The 23,972-nt window shown below is 62.6% G+C and carries 21 protein-coding genes and 1 riboswitch; of the genes, 19 read left to right on the top strand and 2 right to left on the bottom strand.

The features are described 5' to 3' along the window. Positions 1–84: 84 nt before the first annotated feature. The 3 genes from fabB to ACW9UO_RS08120 all read left to right on the top strand — a co-directional run bounded on the left by fabB (position 85) and on the right by ACW9UO_RS08120 (position 2,833). Positions 85–1,314 (top strand): beta-ketoacyl-ACP synthase I, encoded by a 1,230-nt coding sequence (gene fabB, locus ACW9UO_RS08130; protein WP_457088464.1) that lies wholly within the window; start codon positions 85–87, stop codon positions 1,312–1,314. A 6-nt stretch (positions 1,315–1,320) separates the two neighbouring features. Beyond that, positions 1,321–2,112 carry an enoyl-ACP reductase FabI gene (locus tag ACW9UO_RS08125; protein WP_457088463.1) on the top strand — a complete coding sequence of 264 codons (792 nt, stop codon included), beginning with the start codon at positions 1,321–1,323 and terminating at the stop codon, positions 2,110–2,112. Positions 2,113–2,176: 64 nt separating this feature from the next. Then, positions 2,177–2,833, top strand: a complete 657-nt coding sequence (locus ACW9UO_RS08120; protein ID WP_457088462.1) for a hypothetical protein — start codon at positions 2,177–2,179, stop codon at positions 2,831–2,833. 178 nt (positions 2,834–3,011) lie between these two features. On the opposite strand, the gene ACW9UO_RS08115 is transcribed toward ACW9UO_RS08120, so the two are convergent. Next, positions 3,012–3,881 carry a hypothetical protein gene (locus ACW9UO_RS08115; protein WP_457088461.1) on the bottom strand — a complete coding sequence of 290 codons (870 nt, stop codon included), beginning with the start codon at positions 3,879–3,881 and terminating at the stop codon, positions 3,012–3,014. Between the two features lie 118 nt (positions 3,882–3,999). On the opposite strand from ACW9UO_RS08115, the gene miaB reads away from it, so the two are divergent. Then, complete coding sequence (gene miaB / locus ACW9UO_RS08110) at positions 4,000–5,325, top strand: tRNA (N6-isopentenyl adenosine(37)-C2)-methylthiotransferase MiaB (RefSeq protein ID WP_457088460.1); 1,326 nt, start codon at positions 4,000–4,002, stop codon at positions 5,323–5,325. A 111-nt stretch (positions 5,326–5,436) separates the two neighbouring features. On the opposite strand, the gene ACW9UO_RS08105 is transcribed toward miaB, so the two are convergent. Beyond that, positions 5,437–5,784 (bottom strand): hypothetical protein, encoded by a 348-nt coding sequence (locus ACW9UO_RS08105; protein WP_457088459.1) that lies wholly within the window; start codon positions 5,782–5,784, stop codon positions 5,437–5,439. A 496-nt stretch (positions 5,785–6,280) separates the two neighbouring features. On the opposite strand from ACW9UO_RS08105, the gene ACW9UO_RS08100 reads away from it, so the two are divergent. The 15 genes from ACW9UO_RS08100 to ACW9UO_RS08030 all read left to right on the top strand — a co-directional run bounded on the left by ACW9UO_RS08100 (position 6,281) and on the right by ACW9UO_RS08030 (position 23,971). Next, positions 6,281–6,877, top strand: coding sequence for an OmpA family protein (locus tag ACW9UO_RS08100; protein WP_457088458.1), 597 nt, complete (start codon positions 6,281–6,283; stop codon positions 6,875–6,877). A gap of 14 nt (positions 6,878–6,891) precedes the next feature. Continuing rightward, entirely contained in the window at positions 6,892–7,203 is a 312-nt protein-coding gene (locus ACW9UO_RS08095; protein WP_457088457.1) for a hypothetical protein, read from the top strand. 148 nt (positions 7,204–7,351) lie between these two features. Next, positions 7,352–8,374, top strand: coding sequence for a PhoH family protein (locus tag ACW9UO_RS08090; protein ID WP_457088456.1), 1,023 nt, complete (start codon positions 7,352–7,354; stop codon positions 8,372–8,374). Positions 8,375–8,496: 122 nt separating this feature from the next. Beyond that, entirely contained in the window at positions 8,497–9,003 is a 507-nt protein-coding gene (gene ybeY / locus ACW9UO_RS08085) for an rRNA maturation RNase YbeY (protein WP_457088455.1), read from the top strand. A 29-nt stretch (positions 9,004–9,032) separates the two neighbouring features. After that, positions 9,033–9,956 (top strand): hemolysin family protein, encoded by a 924-nt coding sequence (locus tag ACW9UO_RS08080; RefSeq protein ID WP_457088454.1) that lies wholly within the window; start codon positions 9,033–9,035, stop codon positions 9,954–9,956. A 3-nt stretch (positions 9,957–9,959) separates the two neighbouring features. Then, a complete protein-coding gene (gene lnt / locus ACW9UO_RS08075) occupies positions 9,960–11,480 on the top strand; it encodes an apolipoprotein N-acyltransferase (protein ID WP_457088453.1) in 1,521 nt (506 codons plus the stop codon). A gap of 36 nt (positions 11,481–11,516) precedes the next feature. Further along, positions 11,517–11,563: riboswitch (SAM-SAH riboswitch) on the top strand. Positions 11,564–11,569: 6 nt separating this feature from the next. Next, positions 11,570–12,736, top strand: a complete 1,167-nt coding sequence (gene metK / locus ACW9UO_RS08070) for a methionine adenosyltransferase (protein ID WP_457088452.1) — start codon at positions 11,570–11,572, stop codon at positions 12,734–12,736. Positions 12,737–12,885: 149 nt separating this feature from the next. After that, positions 12,886–13,344: a GAF domain-containing protein gene (locus ACW9UO_RS08065; protein ID WP_457088451.1), complete on the top strand. Its 459-nt coding sequence runs from the start codon at positions 12,886–12,888 to the stop codon at positions 13,342–13,344. A gap of 88 nt (positions 13,345–13,432) precedes the next feature. Continuing rightward, the gene (locus ACW9UO_RS08060; RefSeq protein ID WP_457088450.1) at positions 13,433–14,002 is read left to right on the top strand and encodes a helix-turn-helix domain-containing protein; all 570 of its coding nucleotides are present in this window, start codon (positions 13,433–13,435) and stop codon (positions 14,000–14,002) included. Between the two features lie 61 nt (positions 14,003–14,063). After that, the gene (locus ACW9UO_RS08055) at positions 14,064–16,499 is read left to right on the top strand and encodes a GcvT family protein (RefSeq protein WP_457088449.1); all 2,436 of its coding nucleotides are present in this window, start codon (positions 14,064–14,066) and stop codon (positions 16,497–16,499) included. Between the two features lie 90 nt (positions 16,500–16,589). Further along, positions 16,590–17,486 carry a homocysteine S-methyltransferase family protein gene (locus ACW9UO_RS08050; RefSeq protein ID WP_457088448.1) on the top strand — a complete coding sequence of 299 codons (897 nt, stop codon included), beginning with the start codon at positions 16,590–16,592 and terminating at the stop codon, positions 17,484–17,486. A gap of 78 nt (positions 17,487–17,564) precedes the next feature. After that, positions 17,565–20,012 carry a GcvT family protein gene (locus tag ACW9UO_RS08045; protein WP_457088447.1) on the top strand — a complete coding sequence of 816 codons (2,448 nt, stop codon included), beginning with the start codon at positions 17,565–17,567 and terminating at the stop codon, positions 20,010–20,012. A 311-nt stretch (positions 20,013–20,323) separates the two neighbouring features. Further along, a complete protein-coding gene (locus tag ACW9UO_RS08040; protein ID WP_457088446.1) occupies positions 20,324–21,952 on the top strand; it encodes a hypothetical protein in 1,629 nt (542 codons plus the stop codon). A gap of 47 nt (positions 21,953–21,999) precedes the next feature. Continuing rightward, on the top strand, positions 22,000–23,004 hold the full coding sequence (eutB, locus tag ACW9UO_RS08035; protein WP_457088445.1) for a hydroxyectoine utilization dehydratase EutB: 1,005 nt from the start codon (positions 22,000–22,002) through the stop codon (positions 23,002–23,004). Continuing rightward, a complete protein-coding gene (locus ACW9UO_RS08030) occupies positions 22,994–23,971 on the top strand; it encodes a cyclodeaminase (protein WP_457088444.1) in 978 nt (325 codons plus the stop codon). Before eutB ends, ACW9UO_RS08030 begins: the two co-directional genes overlap by 11 nt. The last annotated feature ends 1 nt before the right edge of the window (position 23,972 follow it).

The following is a 23,972-nucleotide window of genomic DNA, read 5'->3' as shown; positions in this document are numbered from 1 at the left end:
GCCCTCACGCCGATCTGCCCAATCTGCTTGCTCCGGGGGGGCGCAATGCCCTAAACACGGTGCAACAAAACGAAGGGAGGCCACATGCGCCGCGTCGTCATCACAGGGTTGGGCATCGTCTCGTCCATCGGCAACAATGTCGAAGAAGTACTCGCCTCGCTGAAAGCCGGGAAATCCGGCATCACCGCGAATGAAGAGATGAAAGAGCATGGATTCCGCAGTCAGATCGCGGGCAATATCAAGCTGAACGTCGCCGATCATGTCGACAAGCGCACGCTGCGGTTCATGGGACCGGGGGCGGCCTATGCGCATATCGCGATGGGGCAGGCGATTGCCGACGCCGGTCTGGACGAAAGCGATGTGGTCAACCCGCGCACCGGTTTGGTGGCAGGTTCCGGCGGTCCGTCGACCAGCGCCATGCTGGCGGCACATCAGACCGTGCTGAAATCCGGCGCGACCAAGCGGATCGGGCCGTTTGCGGTGCCCAAGACCATGTGTTCGACGGTCTCGGCCAACCTCTCGACCGCCTACAAAATCAAGGGCATCAACTATTCGATCACTTCGGCCTGCTCGACCTCGCTGCACTGCATCGGCAATGCGGCGGAACAGATCATGATGGGCAAACAGGACGTGATGTTTGCCGGCGGCGGCGAAGAGCTCGACTGGACGCTGTCGTGCCTGTTCGATGCGATGGGCGCGATGTCATCGAAATTCAACGACACCCCGGAAAAGGCCAGCCGTGCCTTTGACGCCGAGCGCGATGGTTTTGTCATCAGCGGCGGCGGCGGGATTGTGGTGCTCGAAGACCTCGATCACGCGCTGGCACGCGGCACCAAGATCTATGCCGAAGTCACCGGCTATGGTGCCACCAGCGACGGCGCTGACATGGTGGCCCCCTCGGGCGAGGGCGGCGAACGGGCGATGCGCGTCGCGCTCTCGACCCTGCCCGAAGACCGCAAAGTCGGCTATATCAACGCGCATGGCACCTCGACGCCGGTGGGCGATGTCGGCGAAATCGAAGCGGTCCGCCGGGTGTTTGGCGAAGGCGCGACCCCGCCGGTCAGCTCGACCAAATCAATGACCGGCCACAGCCAGGGTGCCACCGGCGCGCAAGAGGCGATCTATTGCCTGCTGATGCTCGAGCATGATTTCATCGCACCGTCGATCAACGTCGAAACCCTCGACCCGGCGCTGAAGCCCGAAGAGATTGCCACCGAACTCAAGGAAAACGCCGGTCTCGATACGGTGATGACCAACTCGTTTGGCTTTGGCGGCACCAATGGCTCGATGCTTCTGAGCAAATATAACGGATAAAAAATTATGTCTCAGTCTTTGAAGGGTAAGCGGGGCCTCGTCATGGGCGTGGCCAACGAACGCTCGATTGCATGGGGAATCGCCAAGGCGATGGCCGAGGCGGGGGCGGAGCTGGCCTTTACCTATCAGGGCGAAGCCTTTGGCAAACGGGTCGAGCCGCTGGCGGCGAGCGTGGGCAGCGATTTCCTTGTCGATGTGGACGTGACCGACGACGCCTCGCTCGACAACGCGTTCGAAAAGCTCGGCGAACGCTGGCCGACGATTGATTTCGTCGTCCACGCCATCGCGTTTTCCGACAAGAATGAATTGACGGGCCGGGTGCTCAATACCTCGCGCGACAATTTCAAAAATTCGATGGATATCTCGGCTTATTCCTTCATCGAGATCGCCCGCCGGGCGCATCCGCTGATGGTGGAAAACGGCGGCACCATGCTGACCCTGACCTATATGGGATCAAACCGCGTGACGCCGAATTACAACGTGATGGGCATCGCCAAAGCGGCGCTTGAGGCGTCGGTGCGTTATCTCGCCAACGATCTGGGCCCCGAAGGCATTCGCGTCAACGCCATTTCACCCGGTCCGATGAAGACACTTGCCGGGGCTGCGATTGGCGGCGCGCGCAAGACCTACAAGCACACCGACCAGAACGCGCCGCTGCGCGCCAATGCCACGCTCGAGGCGGTCGGCGGCACGGCGGTCTATCTGGCGTCGGATGCGGGGGCCTGCACGACTGGCGAAATCATCCGCGTCGACGGCGGCTTTCACGTATTGGGCATGCCGCAGGCCGAAAACCTCTGATCCGCCACAATGCTGGCCGGTTTGTGCCCCGTTCCAGTCATGGAGCGGGGCTATTTTTTTGACCATGACACCTGATCAAAAACTCAAAACCGCCCTTGTGGGCGAGGCGACACACGCCGGGCGCAAGCCCCGAGGCGCAAAACCTGCCAAACAATCGCGGGCCTTTCGCTGGACGGTGCGGCTGTTGACGCTTGCCCTGATGCTGATGGTGTCGCGCGGGCTTATGCGCGAACCGGAGGTGAAGCTGATGCTGACCGACGCGGTGACGGCGGTGGTGACCTTCGTCGCGCAAGAGCGCGCGGCCTATGATGCTTTGGCGGCTGCAGCCTCGGTGGATCAGGCGGAAACCGTTGAGCAGGTGGAAAACACGGCGGCATCTGCATCGGCTGGACTGTTCGCGGATAAGGTCAAGGTGCATCGCGGCGCGCCCAACGTCGAAGAGCGCACGATGTCCGGACCGATCGAGACCGTGCTCGCCGGAAATGCATTCGTGATGGCGGGGGTGCCGGTGGTGCTCGACGGGCTGGTCTGCGCCGCGCCGGAAAGCGACAGTGGGCGCAAGGCGGTGTTTGGCCTGCGCGACATCACCGGCACGCAAGACCTGCGCTGCTCGGTGACCGGGGCGGCGGGCGAACATGCGGTGCGCGCCCGTTGCCGACTGCAAGGCGGACGCGATCTGGCACTGGCGATGCAAGTCGATCAACTGTGCGAGGCGGGCTGAGGGGGCCGATCCGTCAACGGATCGGTATCGATTTGTCAACAAATCGAACGTGCTCCAAGCCGGACCGGTGCAGTTGGATTGTCAGGACGGTTGGTTGAGGTCTTGGCGCGCGGGGCACCGATCCGTTGACGGATCGGGAGCGATTTTTTGAAAAATCGCCGCGCTTAGAGGAGACCTTTCAGAACCACTGCCCGGATTCCATCAAACCCAGATCCAGCAGTTGCCGGGAATGCCATTCAAACGGCACCGAGTTGTGCCAGGTGAATGTGTCGATATCGAACGTCGATCCCGGATTACGCTTAAGCGCCTTTGCCGTGCGGAACGAGGCCACTGCGGCGGTCAGATTGTGATGCCACGCGCAGGAATAGGTGTTGTATTCCTCATCATCGAAAGTGTGATCGGCCCGCATTTTCAACTTCGGCCGGGCCCGGAAAATTGATACCCGGTCGATCTTGCGCCGTGTTGGCGGCACATGTTCCTCAAACCGCCAGCGCAGTCCGCCGTGGAAATCCAGCTGCCGTTCCTTGGGGTGCCCGCCTTTGGCGGCGTCCGTCCGGGCCAGCGCGTAATACCCCGTCCGATCAAGATGGGCATCGTCCAAGGACACCGCATCGGAAAACCGGTGCAGATCGCGCGCATACAGATCAACGACAAAGCTTAGCATCGCGTCGCGCCGTTCCTCGGCGTGGAAGGCAAGCATCGCGCCAATCGTCCGCGTTTCGCAGAACGGATAGAACAGGTACTCCGCATTATAGCAGCCATAGAGCCAGATATCGCCCGCCGTCGGCATCACCGCATTGACGATCACATCCAAGCCGCCGTCGCGCACCGCCGAATGATCGACCCTGTGGACGAACTTCACCAGATCCGGCGGCAGCGACACGCGCTCGGGCATGAACCCCACCACCGCCTTGAACCCAAGGTGCTGGTGGTGGCGCAGGGTCGATGCAATCTCGACCTCGTCTTCGCACAGGATAAGCGCCACCGGCCCCTTGGCCAGCGCGGCATCCCCCCGTTCGAGGAAATCGGAAAGAGAAGCGTACTGCATCTTGGCCCCAGTTTTGGCACAGAGATTTTGCCACAGAATCGGTGAATTTTGTGTGCATTGCAAGAGTGGGTCGTTTTGCTGTAGGCACGGCCCTCAGACGCGCCCAAGGAATGCCCAGATGTCCGACCCGAAAAAGCTCTTTATCAAGACCTATGGCTGTCAGATGAATGTCTACGACAGTGAACGCATGGCCGAGGCGCTGGGCGGGCAGGGGTATGTCGAAACCCAAACCCCCGACGACGCCGACATGATCCTGCTCAACACCTGCCATATCCGGGAAAAGGCGGCGGAAAAGGTCTATTCCGAGCTTGGCCGGTATAAGGGGCTCAAGGCCGCCAAGCCTGATCTGAAGATCGGCGTTGCCGGTTGCGTGGCCCAGGCCGAGGGTCAGGAAATCATGCGCCGACAGCCGATGGTCGATCTGGTGGTCGGTCCGCAAAGCTATCACCGCCTGCCCGAGATGGAGGCGAAAATCCGCGACGGGGCCAAGGCGCTCGACACCGATTTCCCCGAGGAAGACAAGTTCGAGCATCTGAAATCCCGCCCCAAGGCAGCGCGCGGCCCCACCGCCTTTCTCACCGTGCAAGAGGGCTGCGACAAGTTCTGTGCCTTCTGCGTGGTGCCCTATACCCGCGGTGCCGAAGTATCGCGCCCCGCAACGCAGGTGCTCGACGAGGCGCGCAATCTGGTCGAGCGTGGCGTGCGTGAGATCACCCTGCTGGGGCAGAACGTGAATGCCTATCACGGCGCCGGGCTGGGCGGCGACTGGTCTTTGGCCCAGCTGATCCGAGCCCTGTCCGACATCGATGGCCTCGCCCGCATCCGCTACACCACCAGCCACCCTAACGACATGAGCGACGATCTGATCGAAGCGCATGGCGATTGTGACAAGCTGATGCCCTATCTGCATCTGCCAGTGCAGGCGGGATCGGACAAGATCCTCAAGCGGATGAACCGCGCTCACACCGCCGAAAGCTATCTCAAACTGATCGAACGGCTGCGCGCCGTGCGCCCCGATCTGCACCTGTCGGGCGATTTCATCGTCGGCTTCCCGGAAGAGACCGAAGAAGATTTCCAAGCCACGATGGAGATCATCCGCGCGGCGCAATACGGCACCGCTTATTCGTTCAAATATTCCACCCGCCCCGGCACCCCCGCCGCCGAACGCGATCAGGTGGACGAGGATGTCAAAAGCGACCGGCTCCAGCGGCTTCAGGCCCTGATCACCCAACAGCAGCGCGCGACGCAGGACGCCATGGTTGGCCGCGACGTCTCGGTTTTGTTTGAGAAACCTGGGCGTTTGCCCGGTCAGATGGTCGGAAAATCCGAATATCTGCACGCGGTCCACGTCACCGACGCGGACACCAAGGTGGCACGCGGTGAAGTGGCCCGCGTGCGTATCGTCGAAAGCGTCACCAACTCGCTGGCAGGCGTGCTGATCTAACGGGCATCCGCCCCGACCGGGCAGGCCCCTCAAAGCAAAACGCAGGCACATCCGATGCGCCTGCGTTTTTTAGTTTAGACTGGCAGCGTCCCTTCAGATGGACAGAGACACTCAGTAGTTGTGCTTCCGGTGCGATGACCGATCGCGATAGATTTTCACCATGGTGGCCTTCAGCGCGTCGGGATTGCCGACAAGCGCCTTGTCACGGCAGACGCGTTCGCCGATCGCATGCGCGGTGGTGAAGTCGTAGCCCACGGCCACGAGGCTGTCGATGAACACGGCGTTGGGCCGGTCCCAGATCACCTCGTTCCACGGTCCACGAAAGCAGCTTACAACGATGGTGTTGTCGGTCGGACCCGCTTCGCCGTGGTGGCCTTTCTTGTGGCCATATTTACCGCCGGCCATGGCCGGTGCTGCAAGAGCCGCGCAAACAGCGGCCAGTACCAATGTCTTTTTCATAGTATACCCTAACCCAGGTTGGTGGCCGATTTCTTCGACCCAGCCTCCGCAAGCCCATGCGCTTACCCGCGCCGTAGGGGCGGGCAAGACGGCACATGCCGACGAGTCTGTTGCAGAGAATAAAGCTCCGTTAAGACTTTCCAAAGACATTTTTATCTTTGTCGCCGCCGCGGCGTCAGTCCGGCTATAGCGGGCGCATTGTCCACCATATGCGGTTAATTCAACGGCTCATATAAAGCAGAACGGATTTTGAGCAGTTTGAAGTGTGTCGCGTAACCGTCTGACATCAATACCACTCTTTCAACCGCGGATCACCGCGCGGGGTGTCGATATTGCGGAACACCTTCCAAGTACCCACAATATCTGGATTTTCTCCTTCACACCTTGGAGATGTTTGCTAAACTGTTGATTGCAATATGAGTTAGAGTTGCGGCAGAACGATTCTTTCGCGCCGGGGCTTTTTCGGGGGAAACACTTTTTTAAAGGGACAGACGCTGTGGGGACCTTAATCACCAAAGCCATTCGCGCCGCCACCATAGGATGCGCCGCCACTGCCATGGTTGCTCTATTTTCCGCAACAATGGCCGACGCGCAGGCGTTCGGCCGCGATACACCATCGCAACGCGGGCGCGACAAGGGACAATACATTCCCAATATCGTGCTCACCCCGGACGGCTGCGAAGTCTGGGCCTCGGATGATGGCGCAGAGGGCTATGCCTCGAACCGTCTGACCCGCAAGGGCACGCCGATCTGCCACGATGTGAACCCATGTGGCCTGATCAATTCCGACCAGTTCTTTGCCACCGACAGCTATCGCATCCACCGTCAGGGCAAGGAACGTCTGCGCGCGTTCTTCCAGGGCTCGACGGCCTTTGCTTATGCCATCGTGGGCCACACCGACAGCCGCGCCAGCGATTCCTACAACATGCGGCTCAGCTATAACCGCGCGGCCTCGGTGGCCAAGGTCGCCGAATCCGTCGGGGCCAAGGTCGCGGATGTGCGTGGCATGGGCGAAAGCGCTCCGGTCGCAACCAACGGCACGCGCGAGGGCATGGCCCGCAATCGCCGCGTCGAAATCCTGTGCTTCCAGTAAGGGGACGAAGAGCTATGAAAATCGTCAAACTCTGCGCCGCCCTGTCCGTTGGCCTTTTGGTTGCGGGCTGTGATGAAGGCATTCGCGGCTATCCTGCGGACAAATCCATCGACCGCGGCATCAACGACCATTCGCTGAAAACCCTGAAATGGGGCGTCTTTGTTGATCCGGACGGCTGTGACCACTGGATCTCTGATGACGGCGTCGAAGGCTATCAGGTCAACCGCCTTGATAAATACGGCAAGCCGGTCTGCTCGGGCGTTGCCCCGCCGACCTACACCGCCGGTGATTTCAAAGGCGGCTCGCCGATTCCCGATCCGAACTGATCCACCGATCACAATCTGATCAGCAAAACAGCCGCGGAGCCCGATCCGCGGCTGTTTTTCGTAAAGCTGCGATGACATTTCCAACCTGCCTCTTGCCAAGCGTCGCGCTCTCGGCCACGCTAGACACAAGATACCGACGGAGACCCAATTGAGCACACCGCATCTTGATGACCCGACTGCGCCTGACACCCTTCAGGAGACAGTGCTCGATTTTCCCGACAACCGATTGCTGATCGACCTTTGTGGTGAATTCGATGCCAACCTCGCGGCCATTGAACAGCGCCTCTCGGTGCAGATCCTGCGCCGTGGCAATCATCTGGTGGTGATCGGCGAGGCCGAGGGCCGCGCCCAGGCGGCGGCCGTGCTGACCTCGCTGTACGAACGGCTCGAGGCGGGCCGCCCGGTGGAAACCGGCGACATCGACCGCGAACTGCGGATGGGCAATTCCGACGCCGCTGCGGGCGCAGGCTCACGCCGCGGCGACCAGCTTGATATGTTCCCTGGCGGCAATGTCGAAATCAAAACCCGCAAACGGCTGGTCGAGCCGCGCACCGACGCGCAAAAGGCCTATGTGCGCAGCCTGTTCGCCAAGGAGCTCGCCTTTGGCATCGGCCCGGCGGGCACCGGCAAAACCTATCTCGCCGTCGCCGTGGGCGTGAACATGTTCATCAACGGCCATGTCGACAAGATCATCCTGTCCCGCCCCGCCGTCGAAGCGGGCGAAAAGCTTGGCTATCTGCCCGGTGATATGAAGGACAAGGTCGATCCCTACATGCAGCCGCTGTATGACGCGCTGAACGATTTCCTGCCGGCCAAGCAGCTGGCCAAACTGCTCGAAGACAAGAAGATCGAGATCGCGCCGCTGGCTTTCATGCGCGGTCGCACGCTGGCCAATGCCTTTGTGGTGCTCGACGAGGCGCAAAACGCCACCTCGATGCAGATGAAGATGTTCCTGACTCGCCTTGGCGAAGGCTCGCGCATGGTGATCACCGGCGACCGCACCCAGATCGATTTGCCGCGCGGGGTGAAATCCGGGCTGGCCGATGCCGAACGGCTGCTCAATGCGATCCCCAAGATCGACTTCAACTACTTCACCTCCAAGGACGTGGTCCGCCACCCGCTTGTCGCCGCGATCATCGAAGCCTACGACAAAGACTCCGAAGCGCCATGACCGCCGGCCAAGCCGCCCAAACGCGGCAATGCCTCCCACCATCCGCGCCGCAACGCGCGGTCCCACCTTCTTCTGTTTAAAAATACCTCGGGGTCCGGGGCAGAGCCCCGGCGATTTGCCACATGCTCACAGACACGATACTCGAAGACCCCCGCTGGCAAGAGGCCGGCCTCGAAACCTTGGCCGCAACCGCCGCCGCGGCCACCCTGCGCCACCTCTCGCTTGATCCTGATCACTTCGAAATCGCCGTGCTTGGCTGTGACGATACCCGCATTGCCGGGCTCAACGCTGATTTTCGCGGCAAACCGCAGCCCACAAACGTGCTGAGCTGGCCCGAAGACGACCTTGCCCCCGACGCCGACGGCGATACCCCCGAGTCGCCAGACATCGGATCGGCGGAAGATCGCCATCCTTTGGGCGACATTGCCATCGCATTTGAGACCTGCGCACGCGAAGCAAGTGAACAAAACAAGCGATTTGATGCCCATGTCACACATTTAATCGTTCACGGGGTGTTACATCTGCTTGGCTATGACCATATCCGCGACAACGATGCCACTTTGATGGAGACCCATGAACGTGGCATACTAGAAAAACTGGGTCTTCCTGACCCATACAGTATTGAATAGGGCACGGTACGCCCCCGACGGACAGATTGATGGAAGACATAGACCCAAGCTCTAATGCAGCGCATAGCGCGCAACCCGACCCGCAAACGACCCCAAAATCCGGTTTCTTCGGCCGTATCATTTCGGCGCTAAGCCCGTCGGACACACCGGATGACGGCAGCAATGGCGCAAGCCTTCCGGCACCGGCCCCGATGACTCATGGCATGATCAACCTCCGTCGCCTGACGGTCGAAGACGTGGCCGTGCCCAAGGCCGACATCACCGCCGTTCCCGCGACAATCACCCGCGATGACCTTGTGGATGTGTTCCGTGACAGCGGGCTGTCGCGACTGCCGGTTTTCAACGGCACGCTCGACACCCCCGTCGGCATGATCCACCTCAAGGATTTCGCGCTCAAGCATGGCTTCAACGGCAAGGGCGGGCGGTTCTCGCTCAAGGCGCTGCTGCGCCCGCTGCTTTACGTGCCGCCCTCGATGCCCATCGGCATCCTGCTCACCAAGATGCAGGCCGAGCGGCGCCACATGGCCCTCGTGATCGATGAATACGGTGGGGTCGACGGCCTGGCCACCATCGAGGATCTGATCGAACAGGTGATCGGCGAGATCGAGGATGAACACGATCTCGACGAAGACAAGTTCTGGACGCTGGAAAAGGCGGGCACCTACCTGGCGCTGGCCAAAACGCCGCTTGATGAGTTTCAGGCCGCGATTGGCATGGACCTGACCGCCACCGATGAGGTCGACGCAGAAGAGATCGACACGCTCGGCGGGCTGGTGTTTGTGCTCGCGGGGCATGTGCCTGCGCGCGGCGAAATGGTGCCGCACCCCGAGGGGCCAGAGTTCGAGGTGGTCGACGCCGATCCGCGCCGCATCAAACGGCTTCGCGTGCGTCTGCATGCAAGCCCGCCTGCGCCTGCGGTTCCCGCCGACACCCCAGCGGTCAACGCCGGATAAAGAATGCAGCGCGCCGCCCACTGGATTGGCCAGAGACCCTGGCGGCGGATGCTTTGCGCGGTGCTTTCGGGCATCGCGCTTGCCAGCGGCTTGGCCCCCTTGGGCTGGGTCGGTCTGGCGTTCCCGGCGCTGATCGCGATCTTCGCTCTGTCCCAGCTTAACACCACCCCCCGACAGGCTGCGTTCCTTGGTTGGTTGGCGGGCACCGGATATTTCGGCGCGGGTCTGAACTGGATCGTCGAGCCGTTCTTTGTTGAACCCGAGATTTACGGCTGGCTCGCCCCCTTCGGCCTCATCGGATTGGCGGGCGGGTTGGCGCTGTTCTGGGCGCTGGCCTTTTGGCTCGCCCGGCGGTTTGGCGGCGGCGCGTTGCGGCTGGCACTGGCCCTGACGCTGGTCGAACTGGCACGTGGCTATGTGTTGACCGGCTTTCCATGGGCGCTGGTCGGCTATATTTGGACCGACACGGACTTCGCCCATCTGGCTGCTGTGGTGGGGCCATATGGCCTGACCGCGCTAACCTTCGCTATGGCCGCCTTGCCGGTGTTTCTCTGGCAGCGGTTCGAAGCCCACCGCGCTTGGCCCAAGGCCGGCAAGGTCTTTGGCCTGACCGTCGGCCTCGGCGGTCTGCTCTGGTACGGGGCCGTCACCATCGACGCGCGTGTTGCGCCAGACACAGCCGCAGACGCGCCGGTGTTGCGTCTGATCCAGCCCAACGCGCCGCAGGATCAGAAGTGGGATCGCGACATGATCCCGGTGTTTTTCAACCGCATGGTGGAATTCTCGGCCCAAGGCCCGCGCCCCGACCTGATCCTCTGGCCCGAAAGCGCGGTGCCGGTGCTGCTTGAAGAGGCGGCTGACACGCTGGCCTATATTTCGGAAGAGTCGGGCGGCGTGCCGCTTTTGCTCGGCATCCAGCGCTCGGAGGGGCGCAATTACTACAATTCGGCAGTGGTGGTTGATGAGACTGGCACCGCCGGGCAGGTCTATGACAAATTTCACCTCGTGCCGTTTGGCGAATACATGCCGTTTCCCGCCTTTTGGGAGCGGCTCGGCATCGCGGGCCTCGCTGCGCGGGTCGACACCGGGTACAGCGCGGGGCCGGGGCCGCAACTGCTCGATCTTGGGTTTGCCACGGCGCTGCCGCTGATCTGTTACGAGGCGGTGTTTCCGCAATACGCCCGCCACACGCCACGGCCCGATGTGATGATCCAACTGACCAATGACGCCTGGTTCGGTGCCTTGACCGGGCCGTATCAGCACCTGTCGCAGGCCCGGATGCGGGCGATTGAAAGCGGCTTGCCGATGGTGCGGGTGGCCAACACTGGCGTCTCGGCGGTGATCGACGCCAAGGGCCGGGTGCTGAACGCGCTGCCACTTGGCGAGGCTGGCTATCTTGATGTAAGGCTGCCCGCCGCGCTGCCGCCGACGGTCTATGCCAGAACCGGTGATTTGCCGCTTTTGGTGTTGCTGGTTCTGCTCGCCATGGGCGCAATATTGCCGCGTTGGCGCAATATTGATTGACGGCCCAGGGCCCGCCGCGTAGCGCAGCGTTTTAATCGGGCGTCACAACGGCTTCCTGGCGTGACGCGTCATCCAATGGAGCGATCCCCATGTCTCGTAAGAATTATATCTTCACTTCCGAATCCGTGTCCGAAGGCCACCCCGACAAGGTCTGTGACCGGATCTCTGACGCCGTGCTTGATGCGCTGATGTCCGAAGATCCGATGGCCCGCGTCGCCTGTGAAACCTTTGCCACCTCGGGCCTTGTGGTCATTGGCGGCGAGGTCGGGCTGACCGATCAGGAACTGCTGAAAAACTACATGGGCCGCATCGGCCAGATCGCGCGCGATTGCATCCGCGACATTGGCTATGAACAGGAAAAGTTCCACTGGAACACCTGCCATGTGCTGAACTTCCTGCATGAGCAATCGGCGCATATCGCCCAGGGTGTGAACACCGACGGAGCTGGCGACCAAGGCATCATGTTTGGCTACGCCACCAACGAAACGCCCGAGCTGATGCCCGCGCCGATCCAATATGCGCACGCCATCCTGCGCCGCCTGACCGAGGCGCGCAAATCCGGGGCCGAGCCGACCCTGCGCCCTGACGCGAAATCGCAGATCTCGGTGCGCTATGAAGATGGCAAGCCGGTGGGCGTGACCTCGATTGTGCTGTCGACCCAGCACGAGAGCGAAGACCAGACTTCGGACGACATTCGTGCAATTGTGGAGCCCTATATCCGCGAAGTCCTGCCCTCGGGCTGGATCAGCGAAGACACCGAATGGTGGGTGAACCCCACCGGCACCTTCGTGATTGGCGGGCCGGATGGCGACGCGGGCCTGACCGGGCGCAAGATTATCGTCGACACCTACGGCGGCGCGGCCCCCCACGGCGGCGGGGCCTTCTCGGGCAAAGATCCGACCAAGGTCGACCGTTCGGCCGCCTACGCGGCGCGCTATCTGGCGAAAAATATTGTGGCGGCCGGGCTGGCGGACAAATGCAACGTGCAGCTGTCTTATGCCATTGGCGTGGCCAAGCCGCTGTCGATTTACGTCGATACCTATGGCACCGAAAAAGTCGATGTCGAGGCCATCGAGGCGGTGATTCCCAAGGCGTTCGACCTGACGCCACGCGGCATCCGCGAGCATCTGGACCTGGCCAAGCCGATCTATGAACGCACCGCCGCCTATGGCCACTTTGGCCGCGAACCGGAAGCGGATGGCGGATTTAGCTGGGAAAAGACCGATCTGGTGGAGACGCTGAAGAAAGAGGTCTGACCCTTTTGGGTTTCGCCGTGCCTGCGCACGTCGACAGTGGGGGGCTCTGCCCCCCGGCCTGCGGCCTCCCCCCGAGGTATTTAGAAACAGAAGAAGCCGGGGGATGTGCCTCGGCTTTTTTGCGTTTGGGACTGTGATAAGGTGGTGTCATGACACGTATTAACTACTCCGAGATCGCCAAGACTTTGGCCGCGCTGACCGAGAATGAGAGCGATGAGGTCGCTCTTATGGCCACGATGGCCTGTGAGTTGCATCATGCGGATGATCGGTTTGATTGGACCGGGTTTTACCGGGTGACCGGGCCTGAGATGCTCAAGATTGGGCCGTATCAGGGCGGGCATGGCTGCCTGAGTATTCCGTTTTCACGCGGTGTTTGTGGCGCGGCGGCGCGCACTGGTGAGGTGCAGCTGGTGGAGGATGTGGACGCGTTTCCCGGCCATATCGCCTGTGCCAGTTCAACCCGGTCGGAGATTGTTCTTCCGGTTGTCACAGGGGAGGGCCGCCTGATTGGCGTGCTCGACATCGACAGTGATCAGCCGGGGGCCTTTACGCAAGATGATGCTGAGGGTTTAAGCGCATTGCTTGCGCAGGTTTTCGGCCATCTGTGAGTGCCGCGATGCGGCGTGAAATTTTCTTGCTAAATTTCATGAGCTGGGGCAGCGTGAAAAAGTAGAGACTATTTTCACGGACGGTGCGTTGGAACATCAGACCCCTCAGAGCCAGAGCCTTGGCGTAGATCTGCGTGCCTTGCGCCGGGCGCGTGGGTTGACCTTGGCGGATTTGGCAGCGCGGCTGGGGCGTTCGGTTGGCTGGCTGAGTCAGGTCGAGCGGGATTTGTCCGCGCCGTCGATCGACGATCTGCGCCAGATCGGGGCCGCTTTGGATGCGCCGCTGTCGATGCTGTTTGGTCATGCGCCCGCGCCGGCCGATGAGGTCGGTCTGATTGTGCGCATGGATGCGCGCCGCCCGCTTGGCTCTGGCGAGGCCGGGCTGGTGGAAGAGTTGCTGTCGCCTGACCTCACCGATGATTTCGAGGTGGTGCATTCCACTTTCCAACCGCACAGCGCGCTGACCGAGCCTGTCACCCGCCCGACGCAGGAGGTGGGCTATCTCATCTCGGGCCAGCTTGATCTTGAGATCGCAGGCCGCCTCTTTTCCCTTAGCCCCGGCGACAGTTTCCGCATTCGAGGCGAGCCCTTCCGCTGGATCAACCCGCATGACGCCAAAGCAGTTGCGATCTGGGTGATTGCCCCGCCGATTTACTGACACTGACACTGACACTGACACTGACACTGACACTGACACCGCAAGCCACAGGACGCATGACATGAGCGATTTCCCAACCCAGACCCGTGTGGTCATCATCGGCGGCGGTGCCGTTGGTGCCTCTTGCGCCTATCATATCGCCAAGGCGGGCTGGGATGTGGTCCTGTTGGAGAAGAACGAGTTGACCGCAGGCAGCACATGGCACGCCGCGGGGAATTGTCCAAACTTTTCCACATCTTGGGCGGTGATGAACATGCAGCGCTATTCGCTGGAGCTGTATCGCCGCCTCTCGGATGAGGTGGATTATCCGATGAACTACCACGTCACCGGTTCGATCCGGCTGGGCCATTCGCGCGAACGGATGATGGAGTTTGAACGCGCGTGCAGCATGGGCAACTATCAGGGCCTCAGCCTTGAGATGATGCAGGTGTCGGACATGAAAGACCGCTATCCGTTCATGGAAACGCATGATCTTGCCGGCGGCCTCTATGATCCCGACGATGGCGATATCGACCCGGCGCAATTGACTCAGGCCTTGGCGCGGGGCGCACGGCAGGCAGGGGCGCAGATTGAACGGTTTTGCCCTGCCACCGGTGTGACCCGCAAAGGCGATCAATGGATCGTGCACACCGACAAGGGCGATATCGCCTGCGAAAAGGTGGTAAATGCCGCCGGATATTACGCGCAGCGGGTGGGGGAATGGTTCAAACCTTATGGCGGGCGCACGGTGCCGATGACGGTGATGAGCCATCAGTATTTCCTCACCGAGCCGGTGCCGGAGATCGAGGCCTACACCAAGGACCATGGCAAGCTGCCGCTCCTGCGCGATGTCGACAGTTCGTATTACCTGCGGCAGGAAAAGACCGGGCTGAACCTTGGCCCGTATGAGCGCAACTGCAAGGCGCATTGGGTCTCGCCCGACGATCCGATGCCCGAGGATTTCTCGTTCCAGCTCTACCCCGACGACCTCGAGCGGCTGGAATGGTATATCGAGGATGCGATGGCCCGCGTGCCGATCCTTGGGGCCTCTGGCGTGGGCCGGGTGATCAACGGCCCGATCCCGTATGCCCCGGACGGGTTGCCGCTGATCGGCCCGATGCCCGGCGTGCCAAATGCCTATGAGGCTTGCGTTTTCACCTTTGGCATCACCCAGGCGGGCGGCGCAGGCAAGGTGCTGGCCGAGTGGGTCACCGAAGGGGCGACCGAGTGGGATATGTGGGCCGTCGATCCCCGCCGCTACACCGATTACACCGACCCGGAGTATTGCGAGGCCAAGGCGATGGAGGTCTATGGCCACGAATACGCCATGCACTTCCCGTATCACCGCTGGCCCGCCGCCCCCGACCGCAAACTCTCGCCGCTGCATTCCCGCCTGCAAGAGGCGGGGGCGGTTTTCGGAGATTACAACGGCTGGGAGCGCGCCAATTGGTTCGCCAAACCCGGCGATGACACCTCACAGGAGGCGACGCACACTTGGGCGCGCTCCGGCCCGTGGGAACCGCGCATTCGCGAAGAATGCGAAGCTGTGCGCGATACGTGCGGCATTCTCGCGATCAGTGGCTTCACGCGGCTCAAGGTCACAGGCCCCGGTGCGCGCGACTATATCGACAGCCTCACCGCCTCGCGCTTGCACAAGAAGGGCCGCGTCGGGCTCTGCTATTTCCCCGATGCGCGCGGGCGGATCGTGACCGAGATGACGGCGCTGGTGCATGGCCCCGATGAAGTTGGCCTGATCACCGCCGCCACCGCGCAGTGGCATGACGCCGAGCTGCTCTGGCGCCAGGCCCCCGAGGGCATCACCGTCACCGACCACACGGCAGAGGCCGAATGCCTGCTGGTCACCGGCCCCGAGGCGCGCGAGATCCTTGGCCCGCTCACCGATCATGACCTGAGCAAACCTTGGCTCTCGGCCAGTTACGAGGGGCAGGTGGCGGGCAAGGACTGCGCCCTCCTGCGGGTGTCCTTTGCCGGCGAGTTGGGCTGGGAGGTGCATTGCGCCACCGCCGATGCCCCCGTGATTTGGGACGCCATCACCGGGGCAGGGGCCAAACCCTTCGGCATGTTCGCGCTGAACTCCTTGCGCGCCGAAAAGGGCTATCGCGCGTGGAAAGGCGATCTCTCAACCGATTACACCCTGCTCGAGGGCGGGCTCGACCGCTTCATCGACTGGTCCAAGGATTTCCCCGGCAAACCGGCGCTTGAGGCGGAAAAGCAGCAAGGCAGCGCCAAACGCTTTGCCACTCTGAAAATCGAGGCCGACGCGTGCGACGCGCCGTATATGGCCACCATCTGGCACGATGGCGCGGTGGTGGGCGAGGTCACGTCGGGCACCTATGGCCACCGCGTCGGCGGCTCCATCGCGCTGGCCATGCTGCGCAGTGATCTGGGCGCGGCGGGCACCGAGGTCGAGGTCGACATCTACGGCAAACGCTGCCGGGCCACTGTGCAACCCGACGCCCCGCTCTGGGACGCCAAAAACGCGCGGATCCGGGCATAACACAGCCCCGCGCTTCTTCTGTTCCAAAATACCTCGGGGGGCGGCCAAAGGCCGGGGGGCAGCGCCCCCATTAACGAAAGCGAGACGCAGATGACCGAGATCACCCTTCTTGACGGCGGCATGGGCCAGGAATTGGTCAGACGCTCGAACGACACCCCAACGGCGCTTTGGTCAACGCAGGTGATGCGCGATCATCCCGGCCTTGTGGCGCAGGTGCATGCCGATTATTTCGCCGCCGGGGCCACCGTGGCCACCGCCAACACCTATGCTATCCTGCGCGACAGGCTGGTGAACGCCGGGATCGAAGAGCAATTCGCCACTCTGCATGACCTCGCCCTGACCGAGGCGGAAACCGCGCGCAAAGCCCACGGGTCTGGCCGGATCGCCAGCGCCATCGGCCCGATCCACTCCTCCTATCGCCCCGACAGACACCCGAGCTTTGACGACGCCGTGCCGATCTATGCCGAAATCGCGGGCCTCCACGCCTCCCGCGTCGATCTGATCATCTGCGAAACCGTGGCCTCGCTCACCCACGCCCGCGCCATCCTTGCCGCCACCGTGCCCACCGGCAAACCGGTCTGGCTTGCCTGCACCGTCGATGACGAAGATGGCAGCCGCCTGCGCTCGGGCGAGCCGGTTTCCGAGGTCGCCCCCATCGCCGCTGACATGGGCGCCGCCGCCGTGCTGGCCAATTGCTCCGCCCCCGAAGCCATGCCCAAAGCGCTTGACGCCCTTGCCAAATCCGGCCTGCCATACGGCGCCTACGCCAACGGTTTCACCCAGATCACCAAGGACTTCCTCAAGGACAACCCCACTGTCGATGCCCTCTCTGCCCGCCGCGACATGGGGCCAGACAGCTACGCCGACAACGTGATGGCTTGGGTCGCCCAAGGGGCCACACTCGTCGGCGGCTGCTGCGAAGTCGGCCCCGCCCACATCAAGGAAATCGCCACACGCCTGTGCGCCGCAGGCCACACCATCACCTGATCCTTCTCTGGCTTTATAAATATCCCGGGGGTCCGGGGGCTGGCCCCCGCTACTCCGCTCAGAAACGGAAGCACTGCCATGCCCAATCTCCCCACCCAGTCTCGCGCGGTCATCATCGGGGGCGGCGTCATCGGCTGCTCGGTCGCCTATCACCTGACGAAACTCGGCTGGACCGACGTGGTGCTGCTCGAGCGTAAACAGCTCACCTGTGGCACCACATGGCACGCCGCCGGCCTGATCGCGCAACTGCGCGCCACCGCCAATATGACCAAGCTGGCGAAATATTCTCAGGAACTCTACGGCGCGCTTGAGCAGGAAACCGGCCTCGCCACTGGCTTCAAACGGGTGGGGTCGATCACCGTCGCGCTCACCGAAGAGCGGATGGAAGAGCTCAAACGCTCCGCCGCAATGGCCCGCGCTTTTGGTGTCGAGATCGAAGAAATCTCGCCCGCCGAAATCGGCCAACGCTATGAACACCTGAACCTCGATGGCGTGACCGGCGGCGTTTACCTGCCCAAAGACGGGCAGGGCGATCCCGGCAATATCGCGCTGGCCTTGGCCAAGGGCGCACGCCAGCGCGGCGCCACCGTGGCCGAGCGCACCAAGGCCACCGGCGTCACCCGCGCCGGCACCCGCATCACCGGCGTTGATTGGCAGGGCGAGGATGGCAGCGCCGGCCATATCGCCTGTGACCACGTCATCAACTGCGCCGGAATGTGGGGCCGCGAGGTTGGCGCGATGCTGGGCACCAATGTGCCGCTGCACGCCTGCGAACACTTCTATATCGTTTCTGAACCGATCAAGGGGCTAACGCAGATGCCGGTGCTGCGGGTGCCGGACGAATGCGCCTATTACAAGGAAGACGCGGGCAAAATCCTGCTCGGTGCCTTCGAGCCTCAGTCCAAACCGTGGGGCATGAAAGGCATTCCCGACAGCTTTGAGTTCGACCAGCTCCCCGAAGATTTCGACCACTTCGAGCCGATCCTCGAAAACGCCGTCACCCGGATGCCGATGCTGGCCGAAGCGGGCATTCAGACCTTCTTTAACGGCCCCGAAAGCTTTACCCCCGATGATGCCTATCACCTCGGGCTTTGTCCGGGGATGGACAACGTCTGGGTCGCCGCCGGGTTCAACTCCATCGGCATCCAGTCGGCCGGTGGCGCGGGCATGGCGCTGGCGCAATGGATGGACAGCGGCGAAAAGCCGTTTGATCTTGGCGATGTCGATATCGCCCGCATGGCTCCGTTTCAGGGCAACCGACACTACCTGTTTGAACGCTCCAAGGAAACGCTTGGCCTGCTTTACGCCGACCACTTCCCTTACCGGCAAAAAGCCACCGCACGCGGCATCCGCCGCTCGCCGTTCTACAATCAACTGGCCGAGCGTGGCGCGGTTTTCGGCGAATTGGCAGGCTGGGAACGCGCCAATTGGTTCGCCCACGACGGTCAGGAACCGACCTATCAATATTCATGGAAACGCCAGACTTTCTTTGACAACGTCGCCGAGGAGCACCGCGCCGTGCGCACCGCCGTTGGCATGTACGACATGACCTCTTTCGGCAAGATCCGCGTCGAAGGCCCCGATGTCGAAGCCTTCCTCAACCACGTCTGCGGCGCGCAGATGGCGGTGCAACCGGGCCGCATTGTCTATACCCAGTTCCTGAACGCGCGCGGCGGGATCGAGGCGGATGTCACCGTCACCCGCCTGACCGACACCGCCTATCTGGTCGTCACCCCCGCCGCCACGCGGCTGGCGGATGAGACATGGCTGCGCCGTCACGCAGGCGCGCATCAGGTGGTGATCACCGATGTCACCGCTGGCGAAGCGGTTCTGGCGGTGATGGGGCCCAATGCGCGCGCGCTGATGCAATCGGTCTCACCCAATGATTTTTCTAACGAGGTCAACCCCTTCGGCACCACGCAGAACATCGAGATCGGCATGGCCCTCGCCCGCGCGCACCGGGTGTCTTACGTCGGTGAACTGGGGTGGGAGGTCTACATAAGCTCCGACATGGCCGCGCATGTGTTCGATGTGCTCGACGCAGCGGGCGCCGATCACGGGCTGAAACTCTGCGGCATGCACATGATGGATTGCGCCCGGATCGAAAAGGGGTTCCGCCACTTCGGCCATGACATCACCTGCGAAGATCATGTGCTTGAGGCGGGCCTTGGCTTTGCGGTCAAGACCGACAAACCCGCGTTTATCGGCCGCGACGCGGTGCTGCGCAAAAAGGACGACGGCCTGCAAAAGCGCCTGCTGCAATTCCGCCTCACCGACCCCGAGCCGCTGCTCTATCACAACGAACCGGTGCTGCGGGATGGCGAGATTGTCGGCTTCCTGTCGTCGGGGGCGTATGGCCACCACTTGGGCGCGGCCATTGGCCTTGGCTATGTGCCCTGCGCAGGCGAATCTGCGGCTGAGGTTCTGGCCTCTCGCTATGAGATCGACGTGGCGGGCACGCGGGTGCAGGCCGAGGCGTCCTTGCGCCCGATGTATGACCCGAAAAGCGAGAGAATGCGCAGCTAAGCGTCAGGGGCAACAACTGCGCAAACAACTGCCCGAAACACCGATGCCCGCGGATGGCACCGCTTTTGAGGGCGGCACCGCCAATGGCCAGGTGCTTCGGGCAGAACTCGTACGTTACATGCGCACCATCGGGAAGGTTCCAGCCGCAGTCAACTCAACCTTAAGTGAATGGCGCGTTCAACTCCACGTTTTACGAAAGTTTCACGATTATTAAAGCCGGGCCGCGCGCGCCCATACTTTGACGATAAATTCACGATCACGTGACGTTAAGTTGTCACCCGAAACATGCGATGGTTAACGACGGTAAAAAATTGACCGAGGACCTCCGCACCATGCAGCGCAAACCGTACCAAGTGCGCTATTACGGCACATTCAGCGTGCAGGCCCCGGACGGCCAAGACGTGACACCACGCGGCACCAAGGCGCAGGGGCTTTTGGCGCTTGTCTGCGAAGCCAGTGACATGCGGCGCGGGCGGCGGTGGCTGCAACAAAAGCTGTGGAGCGCCCGTTCCCAGACCCAGGCCGGGGGCAGCCTGCGCCAGACCCTGACCGAGGTGCGGGCGTGCTTTGCCCCCGGGATACTCCTTGCGGACCGGCTGCATGTCTGGATGGAGCCCGGCACGGTCACAACCGATCTTGATCCCAACTCAGACCTGCGGGATGCAAGCCGCGATCTGCTGGAGGGGCTGAACCTCAAAGATCCGGCATTTGACGCGTGGCGGCGCGAGCTTCGGTTGCGCACAAGGCCCACGATAATGGCCCATGCTCCGGGCCACACCGGCCCAAAGCACCGCCCCATGACGGTGCGTGCGGCGATGTCCGAGATCGGCACATCCGCCGAGCGGCTGACCGGCCAGATCATCGCGGATCAAGTGGCTCGCAACCTTGAAGACGGGCTGTCGATCCTGCGGTTTTCCGCTGGCGGCAAGGGCTTTCAGGACGACGGGCCGGATATCGAGATACGCTGTGATCTGGTCGACGACGGCACCGGTGTTCTGGCGCTGCTGCGGGCCGAGCGTGGCGGCGATGGCCAGGTGCTGTTCTCTGATCATCGCATCGTGGTCGGGTCGGCGGCGGATATCCTTGCCTCCGATACCATTGCCGGGCTGGTGTATTCTGCCGCCTTGCGCATCGTACACCGTTTGCCTGCGATGATCGATTTGGGCCGGCCCGAAGCCGCCGCATCCGGGTTTTCCAGCCTTGGTCTGCGCAAGCTGGTGCATTTCAATCCGCAGGCGTTCGAGGACGCGCAGGACTTGTTTCGCCAAGCACATGAGGCGGACGGCAACGGCGTGTACCTTGCGCTGCGTGCCTTTGTGCGCATGGCGCAACTGCTTGAAAATGCCCCCGGAGATCAACAGGCGTGGCTGGCCGAAATGGGCACGCTGTCGGCGATGGCCCTTGATGGTGCGCGCGACAACGGGTTGGCCATCGCACTGGTCGCCCTGACCCGGATCATGCTGGACGACACGCCCAAAGCGGCGGCGGATCTGGCGCAAGAGGCGCTGCGCTGGAACGGCACCAGCCTGTTGGTCCGCCAGACATCGGCGCTGGCGCAAAGCGCGCTGGGCGAAACCGAGACCGCTTATGCGCTGTCATCCTCGTGCCAGCGGGCGCTGCCCGACGACGGGTTTCGCCACCTGTGGGATCTCTATCATACCCTGATTTGTATCTCGGCCGGACGATTTGAGGAGGCGCGTGAAACCGCCGCGCGCGGCGGGGCGTTCGCGCCGAATTTCGCCACCCCCCGGCGTCAGCTCGTGGCGCTGTGTACCCGTGCCGGCGATATCGAAGGGGCCCGCCGGTATCTGGCTGAGCTCAAACAGTTGGAACCGGGCTTCAATTTTGACCGGTATCGCAATGGCCGCGACTATCCCGCCCAGAACCTGCGCAGCGCCGGGCTGATTGACCCGTTGTTGCAGGGCGTGCTTGAGGTCTGAGGCCGGGCCAACTTGCATTCGCCCGGTCCGCGTGAAACCGTCGCGCCATGACTGTGACCCATGCCGATATTCTGGCGGCGCAGGCCAATATTCGTGGCCTTGCGGACGCGACCCCGCTGGTGCCCTCGCCGTTTATGGCGCGGGCCACCGGGCAGGCGTTTCTGCTCAAGCTCGAACTGGCCCAGCCGATCGGAGCGTTCAAGCTGCGTGGCGCGGTGAACGCTGTGGCACTGCTGCCTGCCGGGGCGCGTGGGGTCACTTGCTGCTCGACAGGCAACCACGGCCGCGGCGTGGCCTGGGCGGCGGCACGGGCGGGGATGCGGGCGGTGATCTGCATGTCGGAGCTGGTGCCGCAGACCAAGATTGACGGCATCCGCGCCTTGGGCGGTGAGGTGCGCATCAAAGGCCGCTCGCAGGATGCGGCGCAGGCAGAAAGCCGGGCCTTGGCAGCCGAAGAGGGCTTGGTCGAGATTTCGCCGTTTGACGATGCGGCGGTGATCGCGGGGCAGGGCACCACCGGGCTGGAAATGCTCGCGGCGCGCCCGGATCTGACCACGCTTTTGATCCCCTTGTCGGGTGGCGGGCTGGCCGCAGGCATCGCTGTCGCGGCCCGCGCTCTGCGCCCCGGCATCCGCCTGATTGGGGTGACGATGGACAGGGGCGCCGCGATGAAAGCCTCGATTGACGCAGGCAGGCCGGTGGATGTCACCGAAGTTGCCAGTCTCGCCGACAGTCTGGGGGGCGGCATCGGGTTGCAGAACCGGCTGTCCTTTGCCCTGTGTCGCGACCTGCTGGACGAGTTGGTGTTGGTCAGCGAAGACGAGATTTATCACGCCATGCAAGTGCTTTACTTCGAAGACCGGCTGGTGGCCGAGGGGGCCTCGGTCGTCGGATTGGCGGCCTGTCTGGCGGGCAAAGTGGCGCTGAACGGCCCCTGTGCGACGGTGATCACTGGGCGCAATGTCGACATGGCGCAATTCACCGCTGTCATTTCGGGGCAGGACGTGACCCTGGGCGATATCACCGTGAAAGGAAGGCGCTATGAGCCGTGACATCCGTATCGTGACCGAGGCCGAATTGCGCTCTGTGGTGGCGCTGGACATCGAAACCGTTGATGTGATCGAGCGCGCCTTTGTGGCCTTGGCGCGGGGCGATGTGGTGATGCCGCCGGTGCTGTCGATGGCGCTGGAAGAGGTGCACGGCGAGGTCGATGTGAAGACCGCCTATATCCCCGGCTTTGACGGTTTCGCGATTAAGGTCAGCCCCGGTTTCTTTGACAATCCCAAGCTTGGCCTGCCGTCGCTCAACGGGTTGATGATCCTGCTGTCGGCAAAGACCGGGCTGGTCGAGGCGGTGTTCCTCGACAATGGCTATCTGACCGACATTCGCACCGCCGCCGCCGGGGCTGTGGCCGCGCGCCATCTGGCTCCGACGCAGGTTGAAACAGCGGGTGTCATCGGCACCGGGGTGCAGGCCCGGCTGCAAATGCAGGCGGCGCATTTGGTGCGGCCTTTCACTCGCGTACTGGTTTGGGGCCGCACTGCCGAGAAGGCCGCCGCCTGCGCCGCTGATCTGCGCACGTCTCTGGGGGTGGAGGCTTTGGTGGCCCCCTCCTGCGAGGCTTTGGTGCGCGAAAGCCAGTTGGTTGTCACCAGCACGCCCGCCCGCGCGCCGTTGATCGAGGCCGCATGGCTGCACGACGGGCTGCACATCACGGCGATGGGATCGGATCAGGCTGGAAAATGCGAGATCGCGCCGCAGGCATTGGCGGCGGCCGATCTTTATGTTTGCGACCGGGTGAGCCAATGCGCGGCCTTGGGCGAATTGCGCGGCGCGCGCGCGGTGGGGGTTTTGCATGATTTGGTGCCGCCCGAACTGGGTGAGATCATTGCGCAGGGGGGGGCCGCGCGGCCGCAGGTGACGATCTGCGATCTCACCGGCACCGGCGCGCAGGACACTGCGATTGCGGCCCATGTCTTTGCCCGGCTGGGTGAGGCAGGCACCCGGATCAAGGCGTGAA

The organism is Marinovum sedimenti (assembly GCF_054052205.1).
The sequence above is the reverse complement of the archived record's forward strand: the minus strand, read 5'-3'. Positions and strand labels throughout refer to the sequence as shown.

Bases quoted from the DNA above. Each gene is read 5' to 3' on its own strand.
- fabB (WP_457088464.1), top strand. From the start codon at position 85: ATGCGCCGCGTCGTCATCACAGGGTTGGGCATCGTCTCGTCCATCGGC.
- ACW9UO_RS08125 (WP_457088463.1), top strand. From the start codon at position 1,321: ATGTCTCAGTCTTTGAAGGGTAAGCGGGGCCTCGTCATGGGCGTGGCC.
- ACW9UO_RS08120 (WP_457088462.1), top strand. From the start codon at position 2,177: ATGACACCTGATCAAAAACTCAAAACCGCCCTTGTGGGCGAGGCGACA.
- ACW9UO_RS08115 (WP_457088461.1), bottom strand. From the start codon at position 3,881: ATGCAGTACGCTTCTCTTTCCGATTTCCTCGAACGGGGGGATGCCGCG.
- miaB (WP_457088460.1), top strand. From the start codon at position 4,000: ATGTCCGACCCGAAAAAGCTCTTTATCAAGACCTATGGCTGTCAGATG.
- ACW9UO_RS08105 (WP_457088459.1), bottom strand. From the start codon at position 5,784: ATGAAAAAGACATTGGTACTGGCCGCTGTTTGCGCGGCTCTTGCAGCA.
- ACW9UO_RS08095 (WP_457088457.1), top strand. From the start codon at position 6,892: ATGAAAATCGTCAAACTCTGCGCCGCCCTGTCCGTTGGCCTTTTGGTT.
- ybeY (WP_457088455.1), top strand. From the start codon at position 8,497: ATGCTCACAGACACGATACTCGAAGACCCCCGCTGGCAAGAGGCCGGC.
- ACW9UO_RS08080 (WP_457088454.1), top strand. From the start codon at position 9,033: ATGGAAGACATAGACCCAAGCTCTAATGCAGCGCATAGCGCGCAACCC.
- lnt (WP_457088453.1), top strand. From the start codon at position 9,960: ATGCAGCGCGCCGCCCACTGGATTGGCCAGAGACCCTGGCGGCGGATG.
- metK (WP_457088452.1), top strand. From the start codon at position 11,570: ATGTCTCGTAAGAATTATATCTTCACTTCCGAATCCGTGTCCGAAGGC.
- ACW9UO_RS08065 (WP_457088451.1), top strand. From the start codon at position 12,886: ATGACACGTATTAACTACTCCGAGATCGCCAAGACTTTGGCCGCGCTG.
- ACW9UO_RS08055 (WP_457088449.1), top strand. From the start codon at position 14,064: ATGAGCGATTTCCCAACCCAGACCCGTGTGGTCATCATCGGCGGCGGT.
- ACW9UO_RS08050 (WP_457088448.1), top strand. From the start codon at position 16,590: ATGACCGAGATCACCCTTCTTGACGGCGGCATGGGCCAGGAATTGGTC.
- ACW9UO_RS08045 (WP_457088447.1), top strand. From the start codon at position 17,565: ATGCCCAATCTCCCCACCCAGTCTCGCGCGGTCATCATCGGGGGCGGC.
- eutB (WP_457088445.1), top strand. From the start codon at position 22,000: ATGACTGTGACCCATGCCGATATTCTGGCGGCGCAGGCCAATATTCGT.
- ACW9UO_RS08030 (WP_457088444.1), top strand. From the start codon at position 22,994: ATGAGCCGTGACATCCGTATCGTGACCGAGGCCGAATTGCGCTCTGTG.